The organism is Pseudoalteromonas sp. A25 (assembly GCF_009176705.1).
Taxonomy (GTDB): domain Bacteria; phylum Pseudomonadota; class Gammaproteobacteria; order Enterobacterales; family Alteromonadaceae; genus Pseudoalteromonas.
Genome location: NZ_AP021846.1, coordinates 2,524,138 through 2,548,463, shown reverse-complemented (window position 1 = coordinate 2,548,463; position 24,326 = coordinate 2,524,138). Strand labels below are relative to the sequence as shown.

Sequence of the window (24,326 nt, the reverse complement as noted above, 5' to 3'; positions counted from 1 at the left end):
TTACTGGTAAGGTACGCGAGGTATAAAGTTAAAACCATGCATGGTCACATCACCAATATACTCTGCGGTATTCCTCCACCAAGAGAGGGTAACGAGTACAGCACTCAAGCGTGCACATTGTTGTCCATTTTGAGAGAATAGGTCGGTTTTTACGCGACCCACGTTTTTAGTGTAGTGTTCTGCAACAGAGACACCTTCAGCGACACGATCATATGCACCACTAGGGTTATAACCAAAATTTACACGGTAATCTAAGACATAGTCAGGGTGTAGGCAGGTTTCTACCCAAAATGTTTCCTCACAGTCTTGCACCGCTCCACAAGCAGGTTTTTTTACATTTAAGGTTGCAGTTTTTTCCACAGGTTCCCAGCGGTGTATTTCCATTGCGTATTCATGGCAGTTAGTATTACCAATTTTACAGCTCGAAACTTTTGGTCCATCTATACATGATGACCATGTACGTTGCGCTAAACACTGGCCATACTCTTTAATTATTTTGCTGCGAACCGCATTACAGATATCGTATTGTGGTCGTTTATACCTATCTATGCGGATCAAGCCAACATCACGACTGATTTTTCTTCCAGCTTGTGTAATACCATCTGAGTGTGGACCGTAGATGTCGCAACGATCTTCTACCTGTGCGTTAAAATTTGACCATGTCGCAATTTTTTCAACAATGGGTGAGTAATCCATAAATATCTCGTTTAGAGGTTTATTTGTTAACTCATTCGGAATTGGATAGTTGTTAGTCGTAAAGCCAATCGCGGTGTAATTGTCAAAGCTTGTATTTACATCAGAGAACTTTTTCAAGCTTTCAATAAACGAGGGAAGAGAGTTATGTGAGACAACTGACCCTGCGAATTCAGCTCCTGCTGAAACAGATTTTATCTCTAAATTAAAGTTAGCAAAGTCATTCAAGAAGGTTTCTTTTTTGTTACTGTCGAAGTTTGAGCTCACTAATTCTTTAAATTTGGCAGCAAATTTTGTTTCAAGGTCTTTTTTCTTATAGTTAAAGCCTTCTTCGTTCAAAACGCGAATGTAATAATACATCTCTTTTCCAATATCGACAGAAGCAATATATTGGTCACCACACAGGCTTCTAAAGCTTGATTTATCACCATTTATCAACATGCTGTTGAATTTATGCTGCAAGTGTAACTGATTACTTGGGCGTGATACCAAGGTTTTGCTTATATGTCTAAACTTGCCCATAAATAGTGACTTATCACGTTTTTGCATTGCATATTCGTATAGTTTGTTCTTATAGACATTATCTTTTGTTTCTAACCCCAATAATGAAGCGCTACCTTTGATGGTGTTATCCTTATCAAGAATATTAATGGCTTTGTCACGCTCGGTTATTAGCTCAAAAGATTGATCTGTCTCGAATTTGTTGTAACTGGTATGCTGCTCACCGGGTGGGGTAGTAAAACAGTGGGCGTTAATATTCATACCATTGCGAACCATGTCATAGCCCTTTTCTAACAGCTTATCGATCCCAGTGACGCGACTGTTAGCAGCGAAAGTATGGACTTGTGCTTCTATTTGGTCTGGCCAACCCATCTCAGACTCATAGGGTACTTTATGCGTAAAACCAGCACTGTAAAGCTCATTGCAGTTAACTGAATCATCATTTAAGCATGGTTGCACTGCGACTTCTGCTTGGTCCGAAACTGTCACGTCTTCAAGTATAACCTCGCCACCTGTATATACAGTTTTGGCAAGTTGCCAGCCATTACCATCTTGATTGACTAGTATATTAAACTTCTGATTAGGAACATTTTTTTTGACATTGAGTATGAGTGCTAGCTCTGCAACAGTATCATGTTCAAATAAGAATCTTTCTATAGGTTCAATATTTTCTATTTTAGGTAGATCTTTTTGCTGCGTATTATCAATGTTGCTATCTGAGTTGTTTGTATTTGCATTGAGTTTTTGGTTCCAACCCCAGCCAGTTAAATTTTTATTTTTTTCGTAATCAGCGTCTTGCTCAATGACACTACTTGGTTGCTGTTCTACCAATTGTTCAAACGCGGCGACTTGTGCGCTTGTTATACTTAACGCTGCACCCAAAACTGCGGCATGGCGAGCTTGTTTCATATTCATAATGTTGTTTCCTTAAATGACTACTAACACAGAGATCAATCTCATAATGTGTACCGCTTTAACGGTACAGAGGAGAGTTTGCTGCTAGGTGATTCAATATGACTAGTTAAATTAAGTAAATTAATGGTAAAAATGAAATTAACTTGTTGATGTTGTTGTTTGAATGGGTAAATAATAAGTAAAAATCTATTTTACCCAGCTTAAGTTCGTCTGGAGGTGAAGGAAGTGTTTCAGCAAAAAAAACTGAATGCGATTAGAATTTCAATCGATGAATATCAAGGAGTTAGATTTAAAGATCTGTATGTTTGTTTTAAAAAACGTGCCGTGTTTAAATCTGGAGTAGACATTAAGTTACCAGAATTGTCTTTTCGGTTACTTACAGTATTGCTTGAACACGCGCCAATGCCTTTGCAAAACGAGCAATTACTTGAGCTTGTATGGAAAGATACGGTGACGGGGGAGGAGAATGTAAAACAACGTGTTTTTATGCTGCGCTTGGCGCTTGGTCAGGATGAGAATAATTGTTACATCACAACACAAAGAGGAAAGGGGTACTATATTAATACACCGCTAAAATGGAGCAAAAAGCCAAATGCGGTAAGTGTAACTCGCTTTACGTGGATAGTGTTAACAAGTTGTGTACTTATGGCTGCGTCTAGTATTGCGGTTTATTCTATAGTAAATAATAAAAATACACATATTACTGCACAAGTCTTCATGGATAAGCAGGAAGTTATTCGTTTAACAAAAAATGTAGACGACTTAGCTTTTTGCTTAGACGGCTATGATGATTACGTTGAGATTGCAGATGATGACGCTTTAGATATTGCATTAGGTGATTTTTCGCTTACAGCGTGGATTCGAACTGAAGCCTTAGGGCAGCGTGTGATAGTTGATAAACGTTATGAAAATTTTTCAGATACAGTACAGGGCTACGTATTGTTTGTTGATGAAGGAAGACTAGGCTTTCAGCTTGCAGATGGCAATGGTGGTTGGTATTGCGAGAAACCTGGAGCTTCATGTACAACATATTATGCTCAAAAAAATATAGCTGATGGTCTTTGGCATCATGTAGGGGTAGTAGTAGATCGTGATGAACCCAATGGAATTAGTTTTTTCATCGATGGTGAACAAACCTGTCGCCATGATCCAAGGGCTCATCGTGGTACGTTAGAGAATGATATGCCGCTTCGTATTGGCAGTCGTTCCTCTTATCATACGGGTCTATTTCAAGGAGCTATTGGTGAAGTCGCATTGCACCACAGGGTGCTTAGCTCTAGTGATATCGCCAGAGAGTTTGCAAGTGGCAATCAGCGTTACTGTTATAGTATTGCCTCGAAAGGGGGGTTAAGAACGGCAGAACGATAAATTTGATAAAGACTAATGTAGGTGAATTTACCAATTGGTTTTATATTTGATGCTTCGAGAATAAGCAAATTGATTCTTACATATCATATGTTTTTAGCGTAATGCTTAAAGACCCTGCGAGGGCTTCTAGAGATCAGCTTTTCATTGTTTTGTTCTGTTGTGGGGACTGACTATTCGCCATAAAGCCAAAAAGATGACGATTATGCGTTATATTGCTTTCGAGTCGAGCTATGTTACACAACATTACATAATAAAAAAGTATCAAAATGATGTGCTTAAGCTGTTTGGAAAGACCTCTGTTACTTTAATGATTGAGTATATCCACTTATTATCGCAAAGACACAAAGTATATATAAAATAGATAAATATAAAAAATAAGGATAACTAATGGATATTTATGAATTTTTCACTTTGGTGCAAACTATATTAGCATTAAAAAATGAAGGTGGAACGACTAACGAAGACTTAGATGCGCAACTTCTTAGTTCTTTACAGCAAGGAAGTGATATAAAAAAGAGGTTAGATAAATTACACCAAGATGTATTTAAACACTGTAAAACCGACAAAGATGTATTGCATGTGTTAAACCAAATGAGACAGCTATTGTTACACGATACAAAGGAACTTGAAAAGCTACAGGAAATATTGCAACAGAATATGCTTGTTTCGAGCAACATAAATAGTGAAGTCGTACAAACTAATAAAACGGTAAAACAAATATTAAATGTATTACATGAAAAATTTGAAGTGCAGCGAACTGTCGATGAAATTGCCAATAATGTTGAGGTTTTAGTAAGTAAAAACAAAGCTATAGCTCACGAAATTTATGTTAACTTTGAAAGTAAAAGTAGCTATTTAAAAAGAGAGCTGCAGTCATTATGTCAAGGCATCATTCATGAAGCCGCCTTCGTATATCTAGGTAGTCCTAGTGAAATTGACAATACGTTTTTTGACGATTTTCCATTGGAAAAAGCACTCATATATTATCCGTATTTCAAACCTGTTAAGGGGCAGCTTTCATTGAATGTGATAACCTTAACCTCAGCTGAGTCGGCCCTGCATATTAATAAATTTCTATCGACTATCTGGTCTACCAAGGTAAAGTTAAACGAAATGGTTGCTGATTCACCGCCTGCAAGTATTTTAAGAGATAAAATAAGAGCAATTTTAGCAAGACCGCTTTTTAATACCGATATTGACGAGAAGCTGTTTACAAAGTTTCCTGATGATGAGCGTGCAGAACAAGTTGCGAAGCAATTAGCTTTTTTTATTCGCTGTGTCGAGGAGGACTTGGATGCACTAGCAACAATGCTTTTCCTGTTGAAAAAAAAGAATCAATACTTAAATTAACGCAACAACATTAAAGCCGCAGATGCACTTATCAGCGGCTGTAATGTTATCTATTTTGGTTGTTTATTCGCTATCAATTAAGTCTTCAACACCAACAATGAGCCACGGGGCATTGCCTTGCGTTTGGCGCTCAAGGTGCCAAATTTCGTGGATTGCTTCCTCTTGCTTATCGCCAAGGTCGCGGTATTTACCTTTAAATAAAATACTCACTTCCCATACATCAGGTTTAGTATCAGCGCGCACCAGTTGGGCATCAACAAACATCACTTCGGTAGCGACGTCACCTTGGTTTTCACGCTCACGCTTAAACTCTTCAACCAATTCAGGGCTTAAGTACTCAGCCATGGTTGCAAAGTCTTTGTTATTCCATGCTTTTTGTAGTGTATGGTAATGCTGACGAGCACCTTGCAAAAAGCCGTTTACGTCAAAGTCTTTTGGAAGATTAAAAGGCACAGAGTCTTGTTGACCAAAACCGCCCGTCGTCACTGACTGTGTTTGGAATTGTTGTGGCTGTTCAAATTGTGGTTGAGCGCCCATAGCTGGACTTCCCATTTGTGGACCCCCCGCCATATGCGGTTGTTGGCGTTTTTGCATCATCCCTTTGATAAGCTTGAAGATAACAAATGCCGCTAGAGCGAGTAAAACCATCTCAAGTAGCTGAAAACCTTCAAAGTCATCGCCAAGCATAGCTGCAATTAAACCACCTGCTAATAAGCCCCCAAGCACACCAGCCATAATGCCTTTCTTACTAGACTTAGGCTTAGCGGTTGAAGTTGGAGAAATTGCTTTGGTGTCGGTTTGTTGCTTTTGCGCCGTGGTACTGGTTTGGTGAGTTTTGCCAGTAGATTTACTGCCAAACTTTTTTCTTGCTTCGACGTTAAAACTGCTCACAAATAACAGTGAGATCAATGAGAAGAACACAATAAAGTTTTTCATAACTATCCTATTAAACTAAAACTGTGTGAATTGTAAATAAATCAGTGTTTAAGAGGAATAAAAAACGGTTCAATAGGGTGGGTAAAGCGACAAGCGGTACATGATAAATGTACCGCTTTTTTTACAACTCTAAAGCCAACGTAGAGCGCTGGAGACATTTTTTTGATATTGCTTTACAGGTGAACCTAAATCAGCTACAAGTACAGTGGCAGCGTGTTGATCTTGTTCAATGATCCCGTTGTAGCGTTCATCCTTAAATTGACCATCTCCACCCAAACTATTTTTGCCAGACAGAGGTACGATAAAGACTGTCATAGGACCATGTTCAGACTGAAAAACTAAGTGTAAACTCTTTTGGCCCTTAAAGTTGCAAAAGGTTGCATAGGTTACTTCACCGGGTAAAGAGTCAAGCTTAGCACCGAACAACGATAACTTGTCATTGACCGCTTGTAGGGCGATTGTTGCATTGCTCTGAAATGCAGCTTGTTCATGGTGCACATGAGCAAGGGCATGTTCACCTGCCAATAACGGTGTTTGTGTTGCGCTCATAAAATATAAGCCAAGCGCAAAAGTGGCACTGGCTGCCGTAGCAAAAGGTGTTTTATAGCGCTTAAACCAGCTCTTTCTAATAACCACATTATGGGCATAATCGGCTTTTTGGTTTGCTAGAATACGCTCAGCTAACCCTTCAGGCACTTTTACATCAAGCGCATTATTTAGTTGCGTGTCAAAAGCTTGGATCTCTTTTAGTAAGGCTTGTTGCTCGGCATTGTTTGCGGCCTCCTGCGCAACTTCCTTATCGTTAGGATCGGCAAAAAGGCGGCGACGAAATTCAAGTTCATTCATCAGTTTTGTGCCCCTTTTAATGGTTCTTCGGCTTCAGTTAACGCGTCTTTTAGTTGGTTACGAGCCCTGTAAAGTCGCGTCATCACGGTATTTTTGTTCAGTTCTAAAATTTCAGCAATTTCCTCTCCGGAGCAACCCATAACAACTTGCAGTAGCAGAGGCTCTCGGTATTCAGCTGAGAGTTTATTAATTTGCCTTTGAATAACGGTTTGCTCCATCGCGTCGTCTAAGCTCGCGGTGTTGTTATCAATCAATGTGTCGTTTTCGACATCGGCATAATCAAACTGTTTTCTCTCAAAACGACGTGCATTCTCACGACGTAAAATAGTTAACAACCAAGGCTTGGCAGCGTTTTCATCTTGTAAAGAATCAAGAGAGCGCCATGCCCGTAAAAAAGTTTCTTGAACTAAATCTTCGGCGACCGTTGGGTCTTGGCATAACCAATAGGCAAAGCGATATAGCTCACCATGATAGACCTGTACCAAAGCTTCGTAGCGTTTTTGTTTTGTGGTCATGCTAGTAAGACCTTATAGTTGGTAATTTTATTGCACCACGATATAAAATAATTTTACCTAGCTCAGTAAAGCTGAGCTAGGTGCTTGTCACTACCCGTGTTTTGGCTTTTTTGGGCACTATTCACGAGCTTATATATCTTAGATAAATCAGCAGATTGATTGCTTTCACTATAGAGCGATGCCTGTAGTTTGGCAATTTCGTCGCTAAGCTCCGGTAGGTTAAGTTGTGTTATCCAAGCATCTAGGCCTTTACCTTGCTCTTGCGCAAGTTCACGCAACGCTTGGTAAAAACCATTTGCGTCTTGTTGACTTAACGCTTTTTTAAGCGCTGCGTTAGGGCTTTTAACAGGATCAGGTGATGCTATTGATACCTCGGTGGTGCGCTTTTTGGGTTTGCGTATTATCCAAATTACGACCGTGAGCAACCAAAGTACATAACCCGAGATCAGTATGAGCCAATCAAGCCAATCTTTTGGTTGTGTGACATTGTTAATTGGCTGCTGCATTGGTATTTGAGGCTGCTCACCTGCGCTTTGTGATTGCGCTACCTGTGGTTGTGTTGGTGCGACAGCCATTGGCTGATTAGGATCTGCAACAACGGTAATAGTGCGCTCAGGCAAGGTGGCATAGTTTACCTTGTTGATGACGGTATTAAACCAAGGAATTTTAACCTCAGGTAGGGTATAGGTGCCAGGGGTTTGTGGCACCAAGGCATGTGATGACACTAACTGGGAAATAACACGCCCGTCACGAGTAAGCTGATTTCTGTCGCTTTCATCAGGGTAGCTGCGAATGCCTGTTATTTTATCAAGCTTGATATCTGGCAGTTGCTCTTGTGTTACACCCAGAGCGGTAAGTGTAATGGTTCGTGTAATGGGCGTGCCAACGGTGATTTGTTCATCTGCGGGTTGCCATTCTTCACTTAAATTAACTAACTCGCTGGGTAACCAAGTCCCCTGATAATCATTAGGAATTGGCTTTACGTCGAGGCTAATTTCATCGGCAATGGCAGACACTGCCATACGGCGGTAGTTTTCGCGTACTTGACCGTTGAACACCGGAGGGGCAATGGTAAACGAACCGCTTTTTTGAGGTTGTACTAAATATTCGCGGGTGATCACCATATAGCGACGACCGTCAACTACTTCATAGTCCTCTTTTTGCTTACCCATTTGAGTTATTTGGGCATCATCAATTTCCGGTGCAGTAAGTTGTCCGTCGAGTAAGTCTTTACCTAAGTAAAGTTTTACTGTGTAGAGCCCAGCCTGTTGTACGTATAGTGTGCTGGGGGCAAGCTGAGCTTTCACAAAGATATCTTTTTGCTCTTGGCTATCATCACTACGCGCTATCACTTTTAATTCGATGGGGGCAGTGCGTTTACCACCGAGTTCAAATTCGGGAATGGTAAACGTGCCCGCTTTTCTTGCCAGTACTTGCATTTGCCATGTGGTCTGGCTGCTCATGCTGCCATTGATTATGCTCGTACGAGAGCTGGTGCTTACAGGGCCCGTAACGAATTGCTCAGTGAGTGCACTGGTGTCTGGTTGCCCACCGGATACTTTACCATCAGCTGCAATGGTTAAAGTAAAGTACTCGCCCACTAATACGGGGTTTTTATCAACACTGGCCGTTAGTTTATCAAAGGCCATAACTGGGTTTACTAGTAGTAATAGGAATACATAAACAAACAAACGTATTACCATGATTTTTCAACTCCTTGTGGGCGGCGTTGTTGAGCGCGTTGCTGAGCTTTTAGCTGCATTTTATTGCGTAGTAAAATGGCAGGGTTATCAGGTACTTTTCTAAGTAGCTGATTAAGCTGCTGCGCTTTTTCTTTTTCTTCTGGTGTGAGCGGTTGTGCAGCTACAGACGCTGCTTGCTCATCACCTTGTTGTTGGGCTTGTTGCTCTGAGCGTTGCTGTGCTTGGCGCATGGCGTCTTTTACTGCTTGCTCATCTTGCTCTTCTTTACTGTGCCCCGCGTCAGCTGATGTTGACTCATTTTGCTGCGCGCTTGGCTCACTTTGCATGTTTGGTTGATTATCTTGCTCGCCTTGTTGCTGCTGGTCACCTTGTTGCTGCTGGTCACCTTGTTGCTGTTGGTCGCCTTGTTGCTGCTGATTCTCTTGCTGTTGTTTTAATTGCTCAACCAGCTTTTTGTTGTCAGCGGCTTGGCTCATATCCGGGTCAAGCTCTAACGCTTTTTGATATGCCTTAATCGCTTCGTCAAGTTTCCCTTGTTTGGCAAGGGCATTACCATAATTGTATTGACCAACTGACGACGCTGCGCTTTTAAGTACTTCGGCTGCTTGTTCATAATTGCCCTGTTTGTACAGCGCGGCACCTTTGAGCGCACTGTTGTTTGCGGACGTCGCCTGAGCAAAGTTTTCGTTTTGATATTCAGAGAGGGCATTTTGATCGGCATTTTTAAACCAGCTTTGCCAATCTGCCGCCATTGCCTGCTCGGTGGGCTGCATCACAAATAATAATGCCACTAAGGTTAACCCCGCGCGGCGCATAAGTAATAACGCTAAAGGTAGTAAAATGATCAAGCCATATTGGCCAGCATCAATACGCCACAAAGTTTTGCTTTGCTGCGATTCGCTTAGTTCATCTTCAGAACGTAACTTGGGTTTAAAGGCTTTTATATCGTTACCACTGGGGCTATAGCGTACCAACTCTCCGCGATGTCTTTTAGCAAGACCATTTAGACGTGCAAAGTTAATTTTTGGTACCACAATTTGTCCAGATCTGTCTTTCAAAAAGCCCCCTTCAGGCAGGGCAATAGGTGCGCCTTGCTCAGTACCGATACCGTAAATACTCAGGGTGTATGCTTGGCCTTTTAGCTCACTATTTATGTCGTCAACATCCGCTTGGTCAAGCCCATCAGTGAGCAAAATAATGTCGCCAGTTGCATAACCGGCTTGTTTGAGTAAAGCGATAGATTCGGTGATCCCAGCTAACACGTTTGAGCCACGACTAGGCATGATCTCTGGGCTAAGACTGGGGATTAAATTCGCTAAAGTTGTGGCATCACTGGTTAAAGGGGATACCACAAACGCATCACCCGCATAAGCAACCAAAGCGGTATCGCCTTCTTTGAACAGGTCAATCATATCGAGCGCTTTAAAGCGTGCTTGTGTTAAGCGATTTGGCGTTATGTCGGTAGAATACATAGAGTACGACATATCCATTAACAACACTCGCGCTTGTTTTGCTTGATACACATGTACCTGCTGCTTTTCAAAACTAGGCCCTGCAGCACTAATGATGGCAAGCAGCAAAAACGTACTAATAAGCAGAGGGCTGTGCTGTTTGCGTTGTTGCTTAGATTCGACAAGCATCACGTTTGCTAAATGTGGTGCAATAAGGTCGCTATGTTGGTGTTTGGCACGCTTTATAAACTGAATTGATGATATCACTAACCACGGCACTAACAACCACAATAGCTCGGGGCGAATAAACATAAACTCCATGCTATGCCTCCTGCTTTAAGCCACGTAGGGCCTTAAGTAAAATAGTCAGCGCGATGAGCGCCAAAACTGCCAACAATGGCCAGTAGAACAGTGCCAGCTGAGGCCTAAAGGTTTGAGCTTCATCAGACACGGGTTCGAGCTTATCGAGCTCTTGGTAAATCTGTTGCAGGCCTGCAACATCTTTTGCTCTAAAGTACAGCCCACCGGTTTCTTTGGCTATGTGTTTGAGCGTTGTCTCATCAATGTTGCTGCCACCTGCACCACCCATACCAAACAAACTAAACCCACCTCTGCCATCTGAGCCGACACCAACGGTATAAACCTTTATGCCTTCTTCTTTGGCTAATATTAGGGCGTCTTCTGGGTCAAGGTTGCCAGCAGTATTTTGGCCATCAGTTAAGAGAATAAGAATACGGTTACTTTGCTCTCGTTGACTAAAGCGTTTGACCGATAAACCTAATGCATCACCGATCGCGGTGGCGCGACCAACAAGGCCGATTTGTGCTTCGCTGAGCATTTGGCTTACAGTGTTTAAATCCCTCGTCAGGGGAGTTTGTAAAAAGGCGGTATCACCGAATAAGATGAGCCCGAGCCTGTCGCCTTGGCGCTGCTCTATAAATTCGCTCAGTACAGCTTTTACCACAGAAAGGCGGTCTATATATCGGCCTTGATATTCCATGTCCTGCTCTGTCATTGAGCCCGACAAGTCTACGGCTAACATAATATCGCGACCTTCGTTGGGCAGTGCAACAGGGTCATCTAGCCACTTTGGGTTGGCAGCTGCTATAACCAGTAACAGCCAAATAAGCACTTCAAGCCAATTAACACCACGGCTTTGCTGGGCCGTTTTTGGCGCAAGTGCTGCAAGGTGTGCAAAACTTGGCATACGTAAGCGCGTTGAGCTGGCATGTTGTACCGGCTTTATCTTGGCGAGAAGCCATGGCAGTGGCAATAAAATAAAGGCCCAAGGCCAGCTAAATTCAAACATCTAGGGCCTCTTTTAGTTTAAAGTTTCTTATCGCTTGGCACAGCTTATCGGCAAGTTGTTCGTTAGGCGCTGGTCCATACAAACTATCGAGCTCTTGAGCATTAAACGTTTGTCCGCATAGCTGAGTTAAGCGTGTTGCCCACAGTTGATTGGAACCCGCAACAGCGCGTGTACCATAATAATGTTTGGTTAACCGTTTGAGCAAAATATGCAACTGCTGTGCATCGTTTTGATGTTCAGCAATATGCTTAATTGCTACTCGTTTTGCTTGCTGATATTTCCATGCTTTATAGCGCCATATGGCTATTGCCATGAAAATAAACAGTGTAATTAAAATAACGGCCCACATGGCGTATGAAAAAGGCCACCATGAAACCTCGCTTGGTGGCATAACGTCGTGTAAAGCATCTAATGGCGAAGCTTGCATAACTACTACTATTACCTCATAAGCTGTGATTCAAGCGGCGTAGCCGCACTAAATGATTGCATTGTCATACCTGCACGTTTTAATCGTGATAGACGATTTGCAAATGCCTCGGCTGACTGCTTAGCAAATTTTGCCCTAAATTGCTTGTCCATCAAGGGTAAGGTCCAAGCATTGTCGCCAGCCTCCACCATAATTGCTTCGCGATAAGCTGGGAGTTGGTGCTCAAACGGATCGCTGATCTGACAGCCAATCAGTTCACAATGTCGAGCAAGGCGCTCTAATTGCTTAAAACTAGCGTCATTTAAATTGGTAAAATCAGAGATGACATAAATTAAGCTGCCTGGTTTGGCTAAATGGGTTAACCGCTTTAAATTATCTGCAAAGCGGCTTTGAGCCACATGCTGCTGCGTTATGTGCTCTCGATTGTGCAGCGCCTGCTGATGAATATCGCAGAGTTGATGACAAAGCGCTAATACGCCTTTATCTCTTGCTATGGGCTTAAGTTCATGATGGCCATGCTCATTAAACACAATACCACCCAATCTATCACCGCGCTGACAGGCAGACCAAGCGACTAATGCGCTCAAGTGCGCTGCTTGTACAGATTTAAGGAGCAGTTGGCTGCCAAACAGCATACTGTTTGATAAATCGGTGAAAACAAACACTGGTCTCTCTTTTTCTTCTTGATAGAGCTTGGTATGTGCCTCACCGGTACGGGCTGTTACACGCCAATCGATAGCGCGTATGTCATCACCATATTGATATTGACGCACCTCTGCAAACTCCATACCTCGTCCCTTGTGCGGCGCGAGATACTGGCCAGCTTGTGCGCTTTTTATACGCGCTTTGGGTTTAAGCGATAACAGGTTGGCTTTGGGCTTGTAATAAAGTAACTCTTTCAAGCCCAACTGTGCGCCATTGCTATGGCATTGTTCTAACCATGCTTGGCTTGATAACTGAGTTTGTTGCATCATTATGGTACTGGTACTAATTCAACAATACGACTAATTACTTCATCTTTACTGATGCCATCAGCTTGTGCTTCGTAGCTTAAAATAATGCGATGACGCAGTACGTTATGAATAACAGCTTGAATATCCTCAGGCGTTACAAAGTCGCGGTCATGCAGCCAAGCGTGCGCACGGGCACATTTATCTAGTGCAATTGTTGCACGAGGACTTGCACCAAACTCAATCCATGCACCTAGTTGAGGGTCTAACTTGGCTGCCTGTCGAGTGGCAATGATAAGCTGCACTAAATATTGCTCAAGCGGCTCGGCAAGGTGTAGTGAGAGCACGCTCTTACGCGCTGCAAATAATGTTTCTTGACTGATTGGAGTAAAGTTCACCGATTCTTGCTCTAGTGCTTCACCGCGAGTTAGTCGTAAAATTGCCAGCTCATTTTCGGCGTGCGGGTAGTCAATGTTTAAGTGTAACAAAAAACGGTCTAGCTGCGCTTCTGGAAGCGGGTAGGTACCTTCTTGCTCTAATGGGTTTTGCGTTGCCATTACCATGAACAGGCTAGATAAAGGATAGGTGTTTTTGCCGACTGTGATCTGTCGCTCTGCCATGGCTTCGAGCAATGCTGATTGCACTTTAGCCGGTGCGCGGTTTATTTCATCAGCCAAGATCAAATTATGAAACAGTGGGCCTTTTTCAAACACAAACTCACTGGTTTGTTGGCGGTATATGTCTGTTCCCGTTACGTCAGCGGGTAATAAGTCAGGGGTAAACTGAACGCGTTGAAAGCTCCCCTCAATACCTTTTGCAAGCGCATTCACTGCACGTGTTTTTGCCAGTCCTGGCGGACCTTCTACCAAGAGGTGTCCGTCTGCCAAAATGGCGATAAGCAAAGCTTGTGTCAAAGCAGGTTGACCAATAATTTGAGTATCTAGATAGCGTTTTAATTGTGAAAATTCGTTTACTGCCATTGCTTTGTCCTTGTTGTGACAAATTTTTGCTTTAAGTTATATGGATTCGTTGTCTGATCTCAAGTCTAGATTGACATTTTAGCGTCATATTAGACCCTAGTTTTTTGAATAGTTCCCCAGTTTTTTCAATAACTTTTGCTACTGTATAAAAAAGCGGCTAGGGTAAGTAAGGTTTGCTTCTTTAGTAACCAATTTTGATTTTACTATTGGCATTGTGGAATCGGTTGTTTAGAATCAGGTAAAATTAAACAGGTCAGACCTGTCAGCGGGAGAGCATATTAATGTCTGAGCAAAACATTCTAAAAACAACAAAAGGCGACCGTATCGCGATTGTAAGCGGCTTGCGTACCCCTTTCGCAAAGCAAGCGACGGCTTTTCACCATGTACCAGCACTTGATTTAGGAAAGCTGGTGGTTAATGAAATGCTTGAGCGTTTGAACTTTGACAAAAATGAAATCGACCAACTTGTTTTTGGCCAAGTAGTGCAAATGCCAGAAGCCCCCAATATTGCCCGAGAAATTGTATTAGGTACGGGCATGCCGGTATCTGTTGATGCTTATTCAGTGTCTCGTGCGTGTGCAACGAGCTTTCAAGCAATTGCGAACGTAGCAGAGTCTATCATCGCAGGCTCAGCAACCGTCGGTATTGCAGGTGGCGCAGACTCATCGTCAGTATTACCCATTGGCGTAAGTAAAAAATTAGCAGGTAGTTTGGTTGATTTAACCAAGGCGCGTACTTTAGGACAGCGTTTAAAAATCTTCTCAAAGTTACGTTTTAAGGACTTAATGCCGGTTCCCCCTGCGGTTGCTGAGTATTCTACTGGACTCTCTATGGGTCAAACAGCAGAGCAAATGGCCAAAACACATGGCATTAGTCGTGCTGATCAAGATGCAATGGCACATCGTTCACACACCTTAGCTGCAAAAGCATGGGCAGACGGCTTATTAAGTGAAGAAGTTATGGCTGCGCACGTTCCGCCTTATAAATCGTTTATTGAACAAGACAACAATATCCGTACTAACTCTTCATTAGAGGGCTACGCTAAGCTAAAACCCGTATTTGACAGAGCGCATGGCTCTGTGACTGCGGCCAATGCCACACCACTTACTGATGGCGCTGCAGCTGTATTGATGATGAGCGAAAGCAAAGCCAAAGCATTAGGTTACGATATTTTAGGCTATGTACGTAGTTTTGCGTTTTCAGCAATTGGTGTGCATGAAGATATGCTAATGGGCCCAGCGCATTCAACACCTATTGCACTCGATAGAGCGGGTATTAGTTTACAAGACCTCGATTTAATTGAAATGCACGAGGCATTTGCAGCGCAAGCGTTGGCAAACATGAAGATGTTTGGCTCAGATAAATTTGCGCAAGAAAAGTTAGGTCGCTCTAAAGCGATTGGCGAAATTGATATGGATAAATTTAACGTTAACGGCGGTTCATTAGCTTACGGTCACCCATTTGCAGCAACCGGTGCGCGTTTGATCACGCAAAGCTTACATGAATTGAAACGTCGTGGCGGCGGCTTAGCATTAACCACTGCCTGTGCGGCAGGTGGTTTAGGTGCAGCCTTTGTATTGGAGAGCGCATAATGTCAGTATTTAGTTATAAGTTAAACGAAAAACGCGTTGCTATCGTTACCATTGATGTACCGGGCGAAAAGATGAATACCCTGCGTGATAGTTTCGCGGATGATCTATCGGCTATTTTGAAGCAAGGCCGTGATGACAATATTTTTGGCATGGTATTTATTAGCGGTAAAAGCGATAACTTTATTGCTGGTGCAGATATTAAAATGCTTGATAGTGCTAAAACGCGCGAAGATGCGCTGGCGATATCTGAGTTATGTCATCAGGCATTTTTTACTTTGAAAAAGCAGCCTTACCCAACGGTTGCCGCTATTCATGGTGCGGCCCTAGGTGGTGGTTTAGAATTTGCCCTAGCCTGTGATTATCGGGTTTGTACTGATAGTGATATCACCAAGCTAGGCTTGCCTGAAGTACAGCTTGGTTTATTGCCAGGCGGCGGGGGAACACAACGCTTACCTAAGTTAGTTGGTATTCAAAAAGCATTAGAGTGGATGTTAACAGGTAAGCAAGTGCGCGCTAAGCAAGCGAAAAAAACGGGCTTGGTACACGATTGTGTGCCGCTAAGCATTTTAGAGCGCGTGGCTTGCGAATTGGCAACTAAGGGCAAGCCAAAGGCGACTAAACCGCGTCTTGATAGAATCAGCCAGCTGTTAGAGTCAAATCCATTTGGTCGCAATATAATCTTTAAAAAAGCAGAAGAAAACGTACTTAAAAAGACGGGCGGGCATTACCCAGCACCGCTCAACATTATTAAGGCAGTGCGAGCGTCGATTGAACTGGATGAGCTTAAAGCATACAAAACAGAAGCTGAAGGGTTTGCCGACTTGGTAATGACCGACGTGTCTAAATCATTACGTGGTATTTTCTTTGCAACCACTGAAATGAAAAAAGAGTACAAAAACGATGATGTTGCAGCGGTTGAGCGCACTGCTGTACTCGGTGGTGGTTTAATGGGTGCTGGTATCGCACACGTAAGTGCAGTTAAAGCTGGTGCTTTAGTGCGTATTAAAGATGTAGCACACCAAGGTGTTAGTAACGCTATGAACTACAGCTACAAGATTTTATCTAAGCGCCAAAAGCGTCGTATTATGAGCAAAGCTGAGCTACAGCAAACAATGAACCGTATCACAGGCACTACTGATTATTCAGGCTTTAAGCATGTGGATATGGTGATTGAAGCGGTATTTGAAGACTTAAAGCTTAAACAAAGCATGGTGGCCGACGTTGAACAAAACTGCCAAGACGACACCATCTTTGCAAGTAACACCTCATCGCTACCAATTGCTCAAATAGCAGAGCAAGCAAAACGTCCAGAAAATGTGATAGGCCTGCATTATTTTTCACCTGTAGAGAAAATGCCGTTGGTGGAAATAATCCCGCACGAAGGCACTTCTGAGCAAACCATAGCGCGCACAGTTAACTTTGCACGAAAACAAGGTAAAACGCCCATTGTTGTTAAAGACAAAGCGGGTTTTTATGTTAACCGAATTTTAGCGCCTTACGTAAACGAAGCGGCAAATTTACTGCTCGCTGGCGAACCAATCGAGAAAATCGACCAAGCTTTGGTTGAGTTTGGCTTCCCTGTTGGTCCTCTTGCATTGCTTGATGAAGTGGGTATTGATATTGGCTCTAAAATAGCCCCAATTCTTGAAAAAGAGTTAGGTGAGCGTTTTAAAGCGCCGAATGCGTTTGATCGTATGATTGATGCAAAACGTTTAGGCCGTAAAACAGGGCGCGGTTTTTACACTTATGAGAAAAAGGGTAAAAAGGTCGACGAGTCGGTATATGAGCTACTGGGCATTACCGCAAGCCCTCGTTTAAACAAGCAAGAAATTGCCAGCCGTTGTGTGGCACAAATGCTCAACGAAGCAGCACGTTGTTTAGATGAAGGTATTATCGCAAGCCCACGCGATGGTGATATTGGTGCCATATTTGGTATTGGCTTCCCACCATTCTTAGGCGGTCCATTTAGCTATATGGATAAACGGGGTGCCAGCAAAGTGTGTTCTGAGTTATCTACTTATGCATCAGATAACCCAGTGTTTACACCAGCACCTTGCCTAATGGCAATGGCTGAAAAAGGCGCAACCTTTTACGGTGAACGTAAAGTTGAGTTAAGTGAAGTAGTCACCGAGCAAGAGAGCGATACGGAGCAAGTTCAAACGTCTTGATAGGGCGCTCTTAACAAGACAAAAAACGCGCTATTTGGCGCGTTTTTTACTTCCAAGCGAAAAGTACGTACAATCTGCGGCCATTAAGTAACTCATGGCATGTTAGTAGTTAATGCACAACGTTTGCGACCTAATTGATATTTTCAATCGACAATTTTTTGAAGCGTATAACACGCAACTGATAAAAGGCGATGATGAGCCTATATACCTTCCTGCTAGCACTCAGTGCAGTTACCATCAAGTGGTATTCGCCCATGGTTTTTATGCCAGTGCTCTTCATGAAATAGCGCATTGGTTGGTGGCAGGCAGCAAACGTCGTGAATTAGAAGATTATGGCTATTGGTATTGCCCTGATGGTCGTGACAAAGCGAAGCAGCACGAATTTGAAAACGTTGAAGTAAAACCACAGGCCATTGAATGGGCTCTCAGTGCAGCAGCCGGGTTTGAATTTAATGTATCGGTTGATAATTTAAATGGGGAACAAACGTGTCGGTTCAGTTTTCAAAAGCGCGTTCATAAGCAGGTATTAGACTTGCTTGAACACGGTTTTAACCAACGAACGGCTCGGTTACTGCAAGCACTGAGTGAATTTTATAAAACCCCTTGGCCGCTCACAAAAGCGCAATTTTCTTGGCATTGTCCACAGGAGTTATTAGATGCAGTTTAAGCTTGGTTTAATTATTAACCCCGTAGCTGGCCTAGGTGGCAGTGTGGCATTAAAGGGCAGTGATGGCGCCGATACTGCGCAGCAAGCTATGATATTGGGTGCAACACCAAAGTCTAATGCCAGAACTCAGTTAGCCTTAGAGCAGTTATTACCTTATCAACACCAAATTGAAGTGTTTACGGTCAATGGTGAGATGGGAGAAAATACCGCACTTAAACTCGGCTTTAAGACCGAGGTGGTTTATCAAAGTGCTATACCAACAGTGCCCGAAGATACCGAGAATGCCGCCAAAGCGCTGTTAGAGCATGGCGTAGATATGATTTTATTTGCAGGCGGTGATGGCACTGCTCGCAATATCTGTAGCGCGGTTGATGACAGTATTCCAGTGTTGGGCGTGCCTGCAGGGTGTAAAATCCATTCAGGTGTCTATGCCATTACTCCAAAAGCTGCCGGTCGAGTGGTAGAAATGTTGGTTACTGGTGAGCTGGTTACTGTCTCAGATGCGGATGTGATGGATATTGACGAAGAGGCATTTCGTCAAGGGACGGTGCGTGCTAGACGTTATGGCGAAATGCAAGTTCCTTCGGAATTACGCTACGTACAAAGTGTTAAAAATGGCGGCAAAGAAAGCGATGAGTTAGTGCTTGCTGATATCGCCGCGTACGTAATTAGCGAAATGGACGCCGACACGCAATATATTATGGGCTCAGGCTCAACGGTAGCGGCGATTATGGAAGAGTTGGGTTTAGACAATACTTTGTTAGGTGTAGATTTAATTCAAGACCATGAATTATTATCGCAAGATATGACGGCCGCCCAGTTGCTACAACGAGTTGATGATGCGCCAACCAAGTTGGTAATCACCCTTATTGGTGGGCAAGGGCATATTTTTGGACGTGGCAATCAACAACTCAGCCCTGAACTGATTAAAAAAATAGGTAAAGAAAACATCATAGTCGTTGCAACAAAAACTAAGTTGCAGGCACTCAATGGTCGCCCACTTATTGCCGATACCGGCGATGAGCAGTTAGACCAAGCACTTAGTGGATATATTAACGTTGTGACTGGCTACAATGACCATGTTATGTACGCCGTTGGCCATGCAGATTTAAATTAGGAAACAATTATGTCATTTCAAGAATACGTAGACGCTGCACAGCAGTTTTTTGATAACCTAGTCGACAGAGCGAGCGACGATGAACTGTTTGCTGGTGGCTATTTACGTGGTCACTTTGACTTAGCGGTTGGTTATGCACAAGTTAACGGCGAAGTCATCAGCGCAGAAGAGCTGAACGAGAACGTCGAAAAAAGCTTAGTAAAAGCATATCGAAGCGGCGAATTAACCGAAGAAGATAAAGCCCATGTTGTGGATATTTGGGAGCAAGTGAAAGCCCTACAAAATAGTTAGAGTTCAGGTTAGTTAGTGCCTTAACATACACCGCCTTTTAATAAGGAGTGAAAAGAGTTAGCCGCTCCTTATTAAACGCTTTACGTCTTAGCGTTCACACGTTAGTTTGTTAGCAGCATATCATCGCTAACAATCCTCAATAACCGTTTCTTGCTCCAAGCTACACTTGACCTGTTTACGCATCGCTTTTTTGCTTCACACTAGTGTATTCACTCTATTGAATTGCCATTCAATTTGCCAAAGTTAAAACAATTATGGGAACCGTTTTGTTAGGGCATTTTGGTATTCAGCTGAATTTATATCTAAGTATTTTTGGTTCAATAGTGAACGTTTTTATCACATCACGACTTTAACTTTGTTATACGTGGTATTTCATCAAAAATAGCAATGGGGAAGTGGCCAGCATTATTTGAAGATGGCCACAATCACGCGCAATTTAAAATTTCCAGTACAAAAACAGCAGCGTAAAACCAAATAAATAAGCCAACCCTAACCAACTTAACACTTTAATAAGGCCTGTAGGTTGTTTTCCAACCACTTTCATTAGGCGATAATTAAACCAAGCAAAAATAGGGGTAGTAACAAATGCCAGTGTCATCGCAAAAGTAAGCATTTCTTTTAAATTGGCTTTAAAAAACAGTACAACACTGATGCCCAAAATAGCCTGAACTAATACCAGCACAGACAAACAATATTTGGGCACAGACTGTGCTGTTAAGAGTAAAGACTCATTGAGCGTACGCGCGTAGCCATCGAGCACCGTTAGGGTGGTACCAAACATACATAAAAATGCGATGGCAGCAACAAGCGAGTGTGACCAAGCGCCGATAGTTTGTGTATACATACTGATCAACTGCTGGCTAAACGCAATGCCTGCAAGTTCTATTTTGGTGCTACTGCCATATTGAATAAGTACGCCCAAAGAGAAAAACACCACAGCAAGTAGGGCGGTAAGTCCGTATCCTAAATTAAAGTCAAACAAACCCTGTTTTAAGGTTAAATTACTAGTTCGTGTTTTGGCTCTTAACCATAACGAGTTAATCGCAGAAATTTCAATGGGTGCTGGCATCCAGCCCATTAATACTACTAAAAATCCTAACATAGCCATTTGAAATGGTTCTGGTGGTATCGTGGGTGGCGGGTTTGCAGCACCTTGAGATATGGCCACGCATAACGCAGCGATTGTAGATAGGGTGAGCGTTGCCATGATCCACTTACTGGCTTTATCTAAAAGCTTATAGTGACCCAGTAGCAAAATGGCTAAGCACGACGATAAGATAGCAAAGCATAAAATGGTAATGTCTATTTTCCAAGGTAGAGCATAATGCAGCAAACTGGCGGTTAATAACAGAACACCAGCGGTATTTACAATAGCAGCAATGATATTGAGTATTACGAACGCGAAGAAGACCGCTTTGCCTTGCTGCTGGTAGCCTGCGACTAAACTTTGCTTGCTCACAAGGGTATATTCAACACCAAAGCGAAAAAAAGGATATTTAAGCAGGTTTACTATGACGATTAGCCAAAGTAGTTGCCATCCGAATAACGCGCCCGCCTGTGTAGCGGCAACCAAATGAGAGCCGCCAATTGCGGCGGTGGCCATCAATATACCAGGCCCAAGCGTATCTAATTTATTTTTTAAAGCTAACAGCACAGCCATTCCTTATTATTATTTTGTGCCATATTAGCGGTTACGTTTTTAAAACTAAACAGAAAATTTACATAATCATGTTCGCCCAACAACGAAATCTAACTAACCTGATGTACACGGGATAATGGATATGACAAAGTTAGTTATATCAGTCCATTACCAGAGTAAATCATACAGTGCTGCTATTTTTGTGAAGTTCAAGGCGAGTTCGCGTATGTAATAGCGAGCTATGGCTAGCGAATTCAACGAAGAAATACGAAAAAAGTGCAGTGCTGTAGCATGTTGCTTATCCCGAGTTCGGGTTAACTAAAGCGCTCTTGAAAAAAGTCTTGTACATCTTCAACTACATCTTGATAGTCGTCATCATCGATATCAAGCACATTGAGCACTTCTGAATGTATTTCAGCCCAGTCTGGGGTAGCAACAAAACGTTTTTGCGTGTGCACTAAATTTTCAGCCATTTTTAATGTTGCATAACTAACGAGAGACTCTTGGTCATGTGGCTCATGTAAAAACTCGGTATCATGATGGCGTAAAATGAGTTGGCATGTTGGTTTTGGTAAATGCCAACTTGATGCGAGATAAAACCCCACCACCGTGTGGTTGGTGCAATACGCTTTGCCCTCTAGTGTGACTAGTGATATGTCGCTGTTGTTGGCCTCATTTAACACGTTTACATAATCGGGGTATTTTACTGCCATTGCCGGCACGCCTGCGTCATGAAACAAGCCAAGCATATGCAGGTTTTCTGGAGGGACATTTGATTTTACTTTTTTGCTTATAAGGGTTGATACCGCAGCAATTTCACTCGATGTATCCCAAAAGCGCTCTAAACTGATACAGCATTTTGTCTGCTCAAAAGCTTGTTGTAACAAACAGCTCGTAACAAGCTGAGTAATGCTGTCTAAGCCTAAGAACATAACCGCTTGCTTGATATCGGTAATTGTTCGTGACATGCCATATGTTGGAGAGTTAATCACTTTTAATACGGCAGCTGATGTAGACAGATCCGTTGCGATTAACTGGGCTATCTGATTCAACTCAGGCTCAGGGTGTTGCAGTTGTGTCTGTAATTGTTCCAATAACTCAGGTTTGGGCGGTAAGTTAAAACCACGTTTGATGTCTTTGATAACTTCATCGTTGATGTTAATCATTTATATTGTCCTTTTGCACGGCGTAAAGTTAAGAATAGTCTATTTCTTAAAGCCGTTATGATGCGTAATGTTAAATTTCTGTAGATATCATTCGTCTGATTTATTGCGACAATCAGTAAAGTTAGGGTACAGTTAGCCAACTTTTTTATTAAGGAATAACTATGGAATCACAAGCGAATAGTGAAGTTAGTAATGGCGCAGTGGCTCGTTTTCTAAACTTTATTGAGCGGGTTGGGAATAAGCTTCCTGATCCTGCAATGATTTTTTTATTTTCTATGTTGTTGATTTGGTTGCTATCTTGGCTGTTTTCTAGCACACAATTTGAATCAATAGATCCTCGAACTGGCCAAGCAATTGTTATTCATAACTTACTCAGTGGCGATGCACTTGCTGGTTTTTTAGCCTCTATGGTTAAGACGTTTACCGGTTTTGCGCCACTTGGCGTGGTGTTGGTTGCGATGTTAGGGGTGGGTGTTGCTGAGCACTCAGGCTATATTAATGCGGGATTAAAGTTGATGTTAAAGCGTACCCCGCAGTCTTTGCTTACACCATCAATCATTTTGATTGCAATCGTTAGCCACACAGCAACTGATGCGGGTTACGTGTTGGTGATCCCAATCGCGGGTGTGATTTATTATGCAATGGGACGCCACCCATTGGCGGGTATTGCGGCTGCTTTTGCGGGTGTAAGTGGTGGCTTTAGTGCTAACTTTATACCATCTGGTATCGATCCGTTATTACAAAGCTTTACTCAAAGCGCTGCCCACATTATCGACCCTCAAATGTCGATAAACCCGTTAAATAACTGGTTCTTTACCTCAGCTTCTAGTGTTTTTATTATTCTTTTGGGCTGGTACATCACAGATAAGATTATTGAACCTCGTTTAAAAGACACACCTATTGATGGCGATACAGAAAATCTTCCTGAGTTTCATGAAGTAACAGACAAAGAGCGTAAAAGTTTTTATGTAGCTTCAAGTGTAATGATTGCAGGTCTTGCGTTGTTAGTTTACGCAGCAAGTGGTGATGATTCTGCGCTGCGAAGCCCTAGTGGCTCATTGACTGACTTTAGTGCGCCATTAATGCAATCTATTGTACCGCTTATTTTCTTATTGTTTTGGATCCCAGGCATGGTATTTGGCTTTATGGCTGGTACTTTTAAGTCTTCAAAAGATATGATTGATGCAATGAGCAAATCTATGGGTAGCATGGCTTATTACATCGTTATGGCGTTTTTCTGTGCGTTGTTTATTGCTGCATTTGCGCAATCAAATTTGGGGGCCTTGTTAGCGATTGAAGGTGCAGAAGTACTAAAAGCTATGGCCTTGCCAAGTAGTGTCACGGTTATTGGCATTATCTTTTTAACCGCGTTTGTTAACTTATTTGTTGGGTCAAGTTCAGCAAAGTGGGCGTTATTAGGACCTATTTTTGTTCCTATGTTAATGCAGCTGGGGATTTCGCCTGATCTTAGTCAAGCGGCATATCGTGTTGGCGACTCTAGTTCTAATATCATCACCCCACTTATGCCTTACTTCCCACTGGTGGTTGTGTACTGTCAGAAGTATGTTAAAGGAACTGGTATCGGTACTTTAATTGCCATGATGTTGCCATATTCAATTGTGTTTTTAATCGGCTGGAGCTTGTTCTTACTCGCTTATTGGGCATTAGGTATTCCGCTTGGTTTGCAAGCCAGTTACGAATACTTAGGTATGCAATGACACAGATAAATTAACTAGTCTTGG

General features: G+C 42.6%; 20 protein-coding genes. 8 read left to right on the top strand and 12 right to left on the bottom strand.

Features of this window, described 5'->3' with window-relative positions; translation table 11 throughout:
• Positions 1 to 2,109 carry a hypothetical protein gene (locus GDK41_RS10855; RefSeq protein WP_152086429.1) on the bottom strand — a complete coding sequence of 703 codons (2,109 nt, stop codon included), beginning with the start codon at positions 2,107 to 2,109 and terminating at the stop codon, positions 1 to 3.
• A gap of 225 nt (positions 2,110 to 2,334) precedes the next feature.
• Here GDK41_RS10855 and GDK41_RS10850 point away from each other — a divergent pair, with 225 nt between their 5' ends.
• Entirely contained in the window at positions 2,335 to 3,477 is a 1,143-nt protein-coding gene (locus GDK41_RS10850) for a LamG-like jellyroll fold domain-containing protein (RefSeq protein WP_152086428.1), read from the top strand.
• A 387-nt stretch (positions 3,478 to 3,864) separates the two neighbouring features.
• Positions 3,865 to 4,827 carry a hypothetical protein gene (locus tag GDK41_RS10845; RefSeq protein ID WP_152086427.1) on the top strand — a complete coding sequence of 321 codons (963 nt, stop codon included), beginning with the start codon at positions 3,865 to 3,867 and terminating at the stop codon, positions 4,825 to 4,827.
• Positions 4,828 to 4,890: 63 nt separating this feature from the next.
• On the opposite strand, the gene GDK41_RS10840 is transcribed toward GDK41_RS10845, so the two are convergent.
• The 9 genes from GDK41_RS10840 to GDK41_RS10800 form a co-directional block, all read right to left on the bottom strand.
• Positions 4,891 to 5,763 carry a Tim44 domain-containing protein gene (locus GDK41_RS10840; RefSeq protein WP_152086426.1) on the bottom strand — a complete coding sequence of 291 codons (873 nt, stop codon included), beginning with the start codon at positions 5,761 to 5,763 and terminating at the stop codon, positions 4,891 to 4,893.
• 129 nt (positions 5,764 to 5,892) lie between these two features.
• The gene (locus GDK41_RS10835) at positions 5,893 to 6,609 is read right to left on the bottom strand and encodes a DUF3379 family protein (RefSeq protein WP_152086425.1); all 717 of its coding nucleotides are present in this window, start codon (positions 6,607 to 6,609) and stop codon (positions 5,893 to 5,895) included.
• Positions 6,609 to 7,124: a sigma-70 family RNA polymerase sigma factor gene (locus GDK41_RS10830; protein ID WP_152086424.1), complete on the bottom strand. Its 516-nt coding sequence runs from the start codon at positions 7,122 to 7,124 to the stop codon at positions 6,609 to 6,611. Before GDK41_RS10830 ends, GDK41_RS10835 begins: the two co-directional genes overlap by 1 nt.
• A gap of 62 nt (positions 7,125 to 7,186) precedes the next feature.
• Complete coding sequence (locus tag GDK41_RS10825; protein ID WP_152086423.1) at positions 7,187 to 8,827, bottom strand: BatD family protein; 1,641 nt, start codon at positions 8,825 to 8,827, stop codon at positions 7,187 to 7,189.
• Entirely contained in the window at positions 8,821 to 10,599 is a 1,779-nt protein-coding gene (locus GDK41_RS10820; protein WP_152086422.1) for a VWA domain-containing protein, read from the bottom strand. The genes GDK41_RS10825 and GDK41_RS10820 overlap by 7 nt, the downstream gene beginning before the upstream one ends.
• Before the next feature lies 1 nt (position 10,600).
• Positions 10,601 to 11,587: a vWA domain-containing protein gene (locus GDK41_RS10815; RefSeq protein WP_152086421.1), complete on the bottom strand. Its 987-nt coding sequence runs from the start codon at positions 11,585 to 11,587 to the stop codon at positions 10,601 to 10,603.
• Positions 11,580 to 12,014, bottom strand: coding sequence for a DUF4381 domain-containing protein (locus tag GDK41_RS10810; RefSeq protein ID WP_152086420.1), 435 nt, complete (start codon positions 12,012 to 12,014; stop codon positions 11,580 to 11,582). The genes GDK41_RS10815 and GDK41_RS10810 overlap by 8 nt, the downstream gene beginning before the upstream one ends.
• 11 nt (positions 12,015 to 12,025) lie before the next feature.
• On the bottom strand, positions 12,026 to 12,985 hold the full coding sequence (locus GDK41_RS10805; protein WP_152087569.1) for a DUF58 domain-containing protein: 960 nt from the start codon (positions 12,983 to 12,985) through the stop codon (positions 12,026 to 12,028).
• A gap of 2 nt (positions 12,986 to 12,987) precedes the next feature.
• Complete coding sequence (locus GDK41_RS10800) at positions 12,988 to 13,944, bottom strand: AAA family ATPase (protein WP_152086419.1); 957 nt, start codon at positions 13,942 to 13,944, stop codon at positions 12,988 to 12,990.
• Between the two features lie 281 nt (positions 13,945 to 14,225).
• Here GDK41_RS10800 and fadI point away from each other — a divergent pair, with 281 nt between their 5' ends.
• From fadI to GDK41_RS10775, 5 genes are all read left to right on the top strand, one after another.
• Positions 14,226 to 15,536, top strand: a complete 1,311-nt coding sequence (gene fadI / locus GDK41_RS10795; RefSeq protein ID WP_152086418.1) for an acetyl-CoA C-acyltransferase FadI — start codon at positions 14,226 to 14,228, stop codon at positions 15,534 to 15,536.
• The gene (gene fadJ / locus GDK41_RS10790; RefSeq protein ID WP_152086417.1) at positions 15,536 to 17,704 is read left to right on the top strand and encodes a fatty acid oxidation complex subunit alpha FadJ; all 2,169 of its coding nucleotides are present in this window, start codon (positions 15,536 to 15,538) and stop codon (positions 17,702 to 17,704) included. Before fadI ends, fadJ begins: the two co-directional genes overlap by 1 nt.
• Before the next feature lie 112 nt (positions 17,705 to 17,816).
• Entirely contained in the window at positions 17,817 to 18,371 is a 555-nt protein-coding gene (locus GDK41_RS10785; RefSeq protein WP_152086416.1) for an elongation factor P hydroxylase, read from the top strand.
• Positions 18,361 to 19,488 carry an ATP-NAD kinase family protein gene (locus tag GDK41_RS10780; RefSeq protein ID WP_152086415.1) on the top strand — a complete coding sequence of 376 codons (1,128 nt, stop codon included), beginning with the start codon at positions 18,361 to 18,363 and terminating at the stop codon, positions 19,486 to 19,488. The genes GDK41_RS10785 and GDK41_RS10780 overlap by 11 nt, the downstream gene beginning before the upstream one ends.
• 9 nt (positions 19,489 to 19,497) lie before the next feature.
• Entirely contained in the window at positions 19,498 to 19,779 is a 282-nt protein-coding gene (locus GDK41_RS10775; protein ID WP_152086414.1) for a YfcL family protein, read from the top strand.
• A 436-nt stretch (positions 19,780 to 20,215) separates the two neighbouring features.
• Here GDK41_RS10775 and GDK41_RS10770 read toward each other — a convergent pair whose 3' ends face one another.
• Both GDK41_RS10770 and GDK41_RS10765 read right to left on the bottom strand, forming a co-directional pair.
• On the bottom strand, positions 20,216 to 21,439 hold the full coding sequence (locus tag GDK41_RS10770) for an NRAMP family divalent metal transporter (RefSeq protein WP_232056448.1): 1,224 nt from the start codon (positions 21,437 to 21,439) through the stop codon (positions 20,216 to 20,218).
• A 293-nt stretch (positions 21,440 to 21,732) separates the two neighbouring features.
• A complete protein-coding gene (locus GDK41_RS10765; protein WP_152086413.1) occupies positions 21,733 to 22,584 on the bottom strand; it encodes an HDOD domain-containing protein in 852 nt (283 codons plus the stop codon).
• 161 nt (positions 22,585 to 22,745) lie between these two features.
• Between GDK41_RS10765 and GDK41_RS10760 the strand changes: the two genes are divergently transcribed.
• On the top strand, positions 22,746 to 24,302 hold the full coding sequence (locus GDK41_RS10760; protein ID WP_152086412.1) for an AbgT family transporter: 1,557 nt from the start codon (positions 22,746 to 22,748) through the stop codon (positions 24,300 to 24,302).
• The last annotated feature ends 24 nt before the right edge of the window (positions 24,303 to 24,326 follow it).

Coding starts and splice junctions, on each gene's coding strand:
- GDK41_RS10770 (WP_232056448.1), bottom strand. CDS start 21,439: ATGGCTGTGCTGTTAGCTTTAAAAAATAAATTAGATACGCTTGGGCCT.
- GDK41_RS10815 (WP_152086421.1), bottom strand. CDS start 11,587: ATGTTTGAATTTAGCTGGCCTTGGGCCTTTATTTTATTGCCACTGCCA.
- GDK41_RS10835 (WP_152086425.1), bottom strand. CDS start 6,609: ATGAATGAACTTGAATTTCGTCGCCGCCTTTTTGCCGATCCTAACGAT.
- GDK41_RS10805 (WP_152087569.1), bottom strand. CDS start 12,985: ATGCAACAAACTCAGTTATCAAGCCAAGCATGGTTAGAACAATGCCAT.
- GDK41_RS10775 (WP_152086414.1), top strand. CDS start 19,498: ATGTCATTTCAAGAATACGTAGACGCTGCACAGCAGTTTTTTGATAAC.
- GDK41_RS10760 (WP_152086412.1), top strand. CDS start 22,746: ATGGAATCACAAGCGAATAGTGAAGTTAGTAATGGCGCAGTGGCTCGT.
- fadJ (WP_152086417.1), top strand. CDS start 15,536: ATGTCAGTATTTAGTTATAAGTTAAACGAAAAACGCGTTGCTATCGTT.
- fadI (WP_152086418.1), top strand. CDS start 14,226: ATGTCTGAGCAAAACATTCTAAAAACAACAAAAGGCGACCGTATCGCG.
- GDK41_RS10765 (WP_152086413.1), bottom strand. CDS start 22,584: ATGATTAACATCAACGATGAAGTTATCAAAGACATCAAACGTGGTTTT.
- GDK41_RS10830 (WP_152086424.1), bottom strand. CDS start 7,124: ATGACCACAAAACAAAAACGCTACGAAGCTTTGGTACAGGTCTATCAT.
- GDK41_RS10820 (WP_152086422.1), bottom strand. CDS start 10,599: ATGGAGTTTATGTTTATTCGCCCCGAGCTATTGTGGTTGTTAGTGCCG.
- GDK41_RS10845 (WP_152086427.1), top strand. CDS start 3,865: ATGGATATTTATGAATTTTTCACTTTGGTGCAAACTATATTAGCATTA.
- GDK41_RS10800 (WP_152086419.1), bottom strand. CDS start 13,944: ATGGCAGTAAACGAATTTTCACAATTAAAACGCTATCTAGATACTCAA.
- GDK41_RS10780 (WP_152086415.1), top strand. CDS start 18,361: ATGCAGTTTAAGCTTGGTTTAATTATTAACCCCGTAGCTGGCCTAGGT.
- GDK41_RS10825 (WP_152086423.1), bottom strand. CDS start 8,827: ATGGTAATACGTTTGTTTGTTTATGTATTCCTATTACTACTAGTAAAC.
- GDK41_RS10810 (WP_152086420.1), bottom strand. CDS start 12,014: ATGCAAGCTTCGCCATTAGATGCTTTACACGACGTTATGCCACCAAGC.
- GDK41_RS10785 (WP_152086416.1), top strand. CDS start 17,817: ATGCACAACGTTTGCGACCTAATTGATATTTTCAATCGACAATTTTTT.
- GDK41_RS10855 (WP_152086429.1), bottom strand. CDS start 2,109: ATGAATATGAAACAAGCTCGCCATGCCGCAGTTTTGGGTGCAGCGTTA.
- GDK41_RS10840 (WP_152086426.1), bottom strand. CDS start 5,763: ATGAAAAACTTTATTGTGTTCTTCTCATTGATCTCACTGTTATTTGTG.